Genomic DNA, 4,659 nt, shown 5'->3' on the forward strand with positions numbered 1-4,659 from the left:
GGCCGGGGCCGGGGCCGCCGAGCTGACCGGTGAGGTGCTGCTGGTCGAGGAGCTCGGCGCCGACGCCCTGCTGCACGTGCGGCTGGCCGGCGGGGATCCGGTGGTGACCCGCGCCGAGGGCCGCAAGCCGCCGGCCCCTGGCGTCCGGGTCACGTTCCGCGTCGATCCGGCGGACGTCTTCGCTTTCCACCCGGTGACCGGCGCCCGCCTCGCGGGCTAGCGGATCCCGGTCACTACGCGATTGTTGGAGGTGTCATGCGGGCCATCGTGCTCGACCGTCCCGGCAGCTTCCGGGTAGCAGAGGTGCCTGACCCCGCGCCTGGAGAAGGCCAGATCGTCGTCAGGGTGGATGCCTGCGGGATCTGCGGCACGGACATCCACATCATGGACGGCGAGTTCCCGCCGACGCCGTATCCCATCACGCCGGGCCACGAGTTCGCGGGCACGGTGGTGGCCGTCGCCGGCGATGTGCGGATGAACCTGCCTGTCGGCGCCAAGGTCGCGGTCGACCCCTCGCTGTACTGCGGGTACTGCCGCCGCTGCCGGTCCGGCCGGGACAACCTGTGCGAGAACTGGGCCGCGATCGGCGACACGGTGAGCGGCGCGTTCGCCGAGTACGTCGCGGTCCCGGCGGTCAACGCGCACCTGCTGCCCGGCGACATCGACGGCCAGCTCGGCGCGATGGTCGAGCCGCTCGCCTGCGCGGTGCACGGGCTGCGCAGGCTCGGCCCGCTGTTCGGCGACTCGGTGGTGCTGACCGGCGCGGGGACGATGGGCCTGCTCCTGCTGCAGCTCCTCGTGCACTCGGGGGCCGGGCCGGTCACCGTCGTCGACCGGGTCCCCGACCGGCTGGAGGTGGCCAGCAAGCTCGGTGCCGCCCGGGTCGCGGCCAGCCTGGACGAGCTGACGGACGAGCGGTTCGAGATCGCGGTCGACGCCACCGGCGTCCCCGCCGTGGTCGACGGCGTGGCCGCGCTGCTTGACCGGGGCGGACGGCTGCTCGTCTTCGGCGTGACTCCGGCCGAGGCGACGATGAGCCTCTCGCCGTTCCGCATCTACAACGACGAGATCACCGTCACCGGTTCGATGGCGATCCTGCGCAGCTTCGCCCCGGCCGTCGAGCTGATCGGCAGCGGCGCGATCGACCCCCGCCCGCTGCTGTCCGCGCCGCTGCCCCTCGACCAGTTCGGCGAGGCGCTGCACCGGGTGCGCACCGGCCAGGGCATCAAATGGCACATCCGCCCGTCCGGATTAGCCCTGAAAGATTGAGGTTCCTTCGACCTTGATCGCGATGGCGGCCAGCGGGCTGGGGGCGGGGCCGTGGACGACCGAGCCGTCCTTGATGCTGAACTTGCTGCCGTGGCACGGGCAGTTGATGGTCCCGTTCGAGACGCTGCTGACGATGCAGCCCTCGTGCGTGCAAATCGCGGTGAACGCCCTGAACGACCCCGAGTGCGGCTGCGTGATCACGATGTTCTTGCCGTCGACGATCTTGCCACCGCCATCCGGAACCTGTGCGGTGGCGGCAAGGGCGCCGGCCGGGAGAGCGCTGCCGGTGGCAGCGCTCTCGCCAGTAGCGGACGCGCTGCCACCGGCGGAAGCAGCCGTGCCGCCGGCCGCAGGGGTACTCCCCCCGTTGCTGGCGTCATGCGTGGTGCATCCCGTGAGCATCGCAGCGCACGTTACGCCCGCCCCTGCCAGCAGCGCGCGGCGGCTCGGTAGCAGCTGACGGCTCGGGCTTTCAGGACTCATTCCGGACCTCACTTCAGATCATGATGATCAATAGGAAAGCCATGGTGACGCCTATCGTCACCTGGCACCCCTTCACCACGGCGGGGGAAAGGAGCAGGCGCTCCGCGGTATACGCGGCGGGCCCGGTCGCAGCGGCGGCCAGCGCGGACCCTGCGGGTACGAGCGGGCGGCCCACCGTGCGGAAGTAGCCGTCCACGCCGGCCCGCCGGTCCAGGTCATGGACCGCGAACGCGACGAGCAGCAGCGCGAAGATCAGTGCCAGTGTCGGCGCATGGAGGGCCGGCAAGCCGCTGGACGACCAGCCCGCCATCCCCGCCATCCCGCCCGTGCTGGACACGGACTGGCCCGCCAGGGCGGCGAATATGTAGAGCATCGCCGCGCTCTGGACCAAGGGCGGCGCGTAGTGGCCGCGGGCCATGGCGGCGCCGCGCCCCCGGCTCTCCAGCCACAGGCGCCAGGCGAGCCAGGCCGTCATGACGGCGAAGGCAACCTCCCAGGCAGCGTTCGGCAGGATGCTCAGGCCGGGGACCAGCAGGCCCGCCACGGCGATCCCCGCCAGCAGACGGGAGACGGCGATGTCGGCGCCGCCGATGTCGCGGCGGGTCCAGGCGCGCGCTATCACCAGCTGCCCGGCGCTTACCTCGGCGACCAGGAACATGACCGCGGCGAAGATCTCCAGGATCCAGGCGGGGGCGCTCATCCGAATTCCCCTTCGGGGCGGGCGTCGTTGCCTTCGGCCTGGCCGGCTGCCAGGGCGGGCGGGCGGTCGGCCTCCTGCGTGCGGTGAGCCGGTGTCCCGGCCGTGGCGGACGGCCAGTAGGCCAGGGCAAGGAGGGCCAGCAGCGGGGCGGAGTTCGGGTCGGTGGCGCCGCCGGTCAGGATTTGGCCGAACGCCTGGCCGAACACCCAGATGAACGCGGCCACCACGAGGGCCAGGATCAGCGCGCCGCGGGCCAGCGGCGGCGGCAGGAACGCCCCGGCCGCGATAACGATCAGCGCGACGGCGAGCACGATCGAGGCGGCCAGCCCCTGATGGTCGAGCAGCGCGGCGGCATGGTTTTCCAGCCCGGTTACCCAGCCGGGCTCCCCGCCGGTCATGCCCACGATCATGTCGTGCAGCGCCTGCGGCGCCCGGTTCGCCGGGGTCAGCGCGAAGTAGGCCAGGCTGCCCCACAGCGTCAGCCACAGCAGCCGGGCCACTGGCGCACCGACCGCCCGGGCCGCCACGAACGGGGCGGTCACGCCCGGCCGGTCGGCCGGCCACAGCAGCACGGCCAGCAGCGCATACAAGATCACCGCGCCGGGACCGCCGTTCACCGGGCTCGCGCCGCCGCTCAGGACACCGCCGAGGCCTTCGCCGAACCACCACACACCCAGCGACCACGCGATCGAGGCGGCCAGCGCCACCCGGACCGTGGGACGGTAGGCGATTCCCAGCCCGAGCAGTAGCTGAATGGTGGCGAAGACCGTGTTAAGCAGCACCAGGTGGTGCTCGACGAGAACGGCGTTCCAGCTGATCGGGCTGGCGATGACACCGGGGTTTCCCGTCGCGCTATCCCCGATCATCTCCCCGAACATCGGGGAGTACATGGACGACTGGTACTGCAGCAGGCCGTCAAGCAGCCAGGTGGCCGCGAGGATCAGCTGCAGTACCCGGCGCGCGTCCGTACCGGGCGAGGTAGTGGCACCGGTGCGTTCCCGCCGCCGGACCCGGTCCCACCGGAGGGCGAGCTCAATCATTGCCGCCTTACTTCGGAATGTTGAGCATTTCGATGGTGCCGTCGCCCTCGTCGGTGACGTATGCCTGGCGCCCGTTGGGCAGCACCGAGATGCTCGTTGGAGCTCTGCCGGTCGGGATCTCGGCGATGATGCGGTTATCCGCGGTGTCGATCACCGTGACCGTGTTGGCCAGGTTGTTTGCCGTGAAGAGGTAACGCCCGTCTCGCGAGTACGCGATGTCCAGCGGATTCCTCCCGACCGGGATCTGCGCGACCATTTTGTCGGTCGCGGTGTTGATCAGGAAGACCACGTTCCCGTCGAAGCTCGTGACCGCCAGGCGGCTGCCGTCGGGCGATAGGACTGCGGCGTGCGGGGTCTCGCCAACCGGGATCTCCGTGATGATGGCGTTATTTTTGGCATTGAGGACCGTGACGGTGGCGGACATGTGGTCTGTGGAGTAAAACCGCCCGTTTGTGCCGAATACGATCCAGTGCGGGTTCGCCGGGACGGGGATATCGTCGACCAGCTCTCTGGTCGCCGTGTCGATCACGTCGATGACGTTGTGGCCGGTGCCGCTCAGCACCGTGTTGTGGTTCGGCACGTAGAGGTCCCGCCCGTTCGGGCTTGTCGTCGAGGGGCCCGGCGTAATGTTGTCCACCTGCACGGTGGACGTCACGGTGCTGGTAGCGGTGTCGATGAACGCGACGAGATGCACCGAGCCTCTCGTGTTGTAGACGCTGACATAGGCGGTCCGGCTGTCAGGCGAGAACGAGAGGGACTGGGGCGGCCCCTGTGGGATCTTGATGGTCCCGGACACCCGGTTACTGGCCGTGTTAAGCACGGTGATCGCGCCTGCACCTGGATTAGCGATGTAGGCGAACTTGCCGTTCGGCGCGATCTGGATATAGCTGGGATTCTGCCCGACCTGTACGGTCCCCGCCACCGTGGGAACGGCGAGGCTGGGCACGCTGCTTGCCGCCGCGGCAGTGCCGGTCCGTGCCGCGCTGCCTGGGGTCTGCGTAGCAGAAGCGCCGCCCGTTTTCGTCCCATGGGAAGCCGTGACGACGAGCGCGACCGGAACTGCCACTGCCGCGGCTACGGCCAGAATCAGCACGGTGAGGCCAGCCCTGCGGGACCTGAATATGCCGCGACGCGGCCCGTGCCCGCCCGGCGGCTTGCCGCCGGAAC

Annotated in this window: 6 protein-coding genes; 2 read left to right on the forward strand and 4 right to left on the reverse strand. The window is 70.2% G+C overall.

Features of this window, described 5'->3' with window-relative positions; all coding sequences use genetic code 11:
• Both WA805_RS00345 and WA805_RS00350 read left to right on the forward strand, forming a co-directional pair.
• Positions 1-220 (forward strand): TOBE domain-containing protein (locus tag WA805_RS00345; RefSeq protein ID WP_425241363.1); only part of this gene is annotated, 220 nt, incomplete at its 5' end.
• A 35-nt stretch (positions 221-255) separates the two neighbouring features.
• Entirely contained in the window at positions 256-1,269 is a 1,014-nt protein-coding gene (locus WA805_RS00350) for a zinc-dependent alcohol dehydrogenase family protein (RefSeq protein ID WP_425241364.1), read from the forward strand.
• Here WA805_RS00350 and WA805_RS00355 read toward each other — a convergent pair.
• The 4 genes from WA805_RS00355 to WA805_RS00370 form a co-directional block, all read right to left on the reverse strand.
• Entirely contained in the window at positions 1,252-1,671 is a 420-nt protein-coding gene (locus WA805_RS00355; protein ID WP_425241365.1) for a Rieske (2Fe-2S) protein, read from the reverse strand. The two genes, WA805_RS00350 and WA805_RS00355, sit on opposite strands and share 18 nt — an antisense overlap.
• A gap of 94 nt (positions 1,672-1,765) precedes the next feature.
• Positions 1,766-2,452, reverse strand: coding sequence for a DUF5134 domain-containing protein (locus WA805_RS00360; protein ID WP_425241366.1), 687 nt, complete (start codon positions 2,450-2,452; stop codon positions 1,766-1,768).
• On the reverse strand, positions 2,449-3,492 hold the full coding sequence (locus WA805_RS00365) for a hypothetical protein (RefSeq protein WP_425241367.1): 1,044 nt from the start codon (positions 3,490-3,492) through the stop codon (positions 2,449-2,451). Before WA805_RS00365 ends, WA805_RS00360 begins: the two co-directional genes overlap by 4 nt.
• 7 nt (positions 3,493-3,499) lie before the next feature.
• On the reverse strand, positions 3,500-4,659 hold a 1,160-nt coding region (locus tag WA805_RS00370; protein ID WP_425241368.1), incomplete at its 5' end, for a YncE family protein.

It is taken from the genome of Trebonia sp. (genome assembly GCF_049794275.1).
In the GTDB taxonomy this organism is placed as follows: Bacteria; Actinomycetota; Actinomycetes; order Streptosporangiales; family Streptosporangiaceae; genus Trebonia.

Excerpts from the sequence above, each read along its gene's own strand:
- WA805_RS00355 (WP_425241365.1), bottom strand. The coding sequence starts at position 1,671 with ATGCTCACGGGATGCACCACGCATGACGCCAGCAACGGGGGGAGTACC.
- WA805_RS00350 (WP_425241364.1), top strand. The coding sequence starts at position 256 with ATGCGGGCCATCGTGCTCGACCGTCCCGGCAGCTTCCGGGTAGCAGAG.
- WA805_RS00360 (WP_425241366.1), bottom strand. The coding sequence starts at position 2,452 with ATGAGCGCCCCCGCCTGGATCCTGGAGATCTTCGCCGCGGTCATGTTC.
- WA805_RS00365 (WP_425241367.1), bottom strand. The coding sequence starts at position 3,492 with ATGATTGAGCTCGCCCTCCGGTGGGACCGGGTCCGGCGGCGGGAACGC.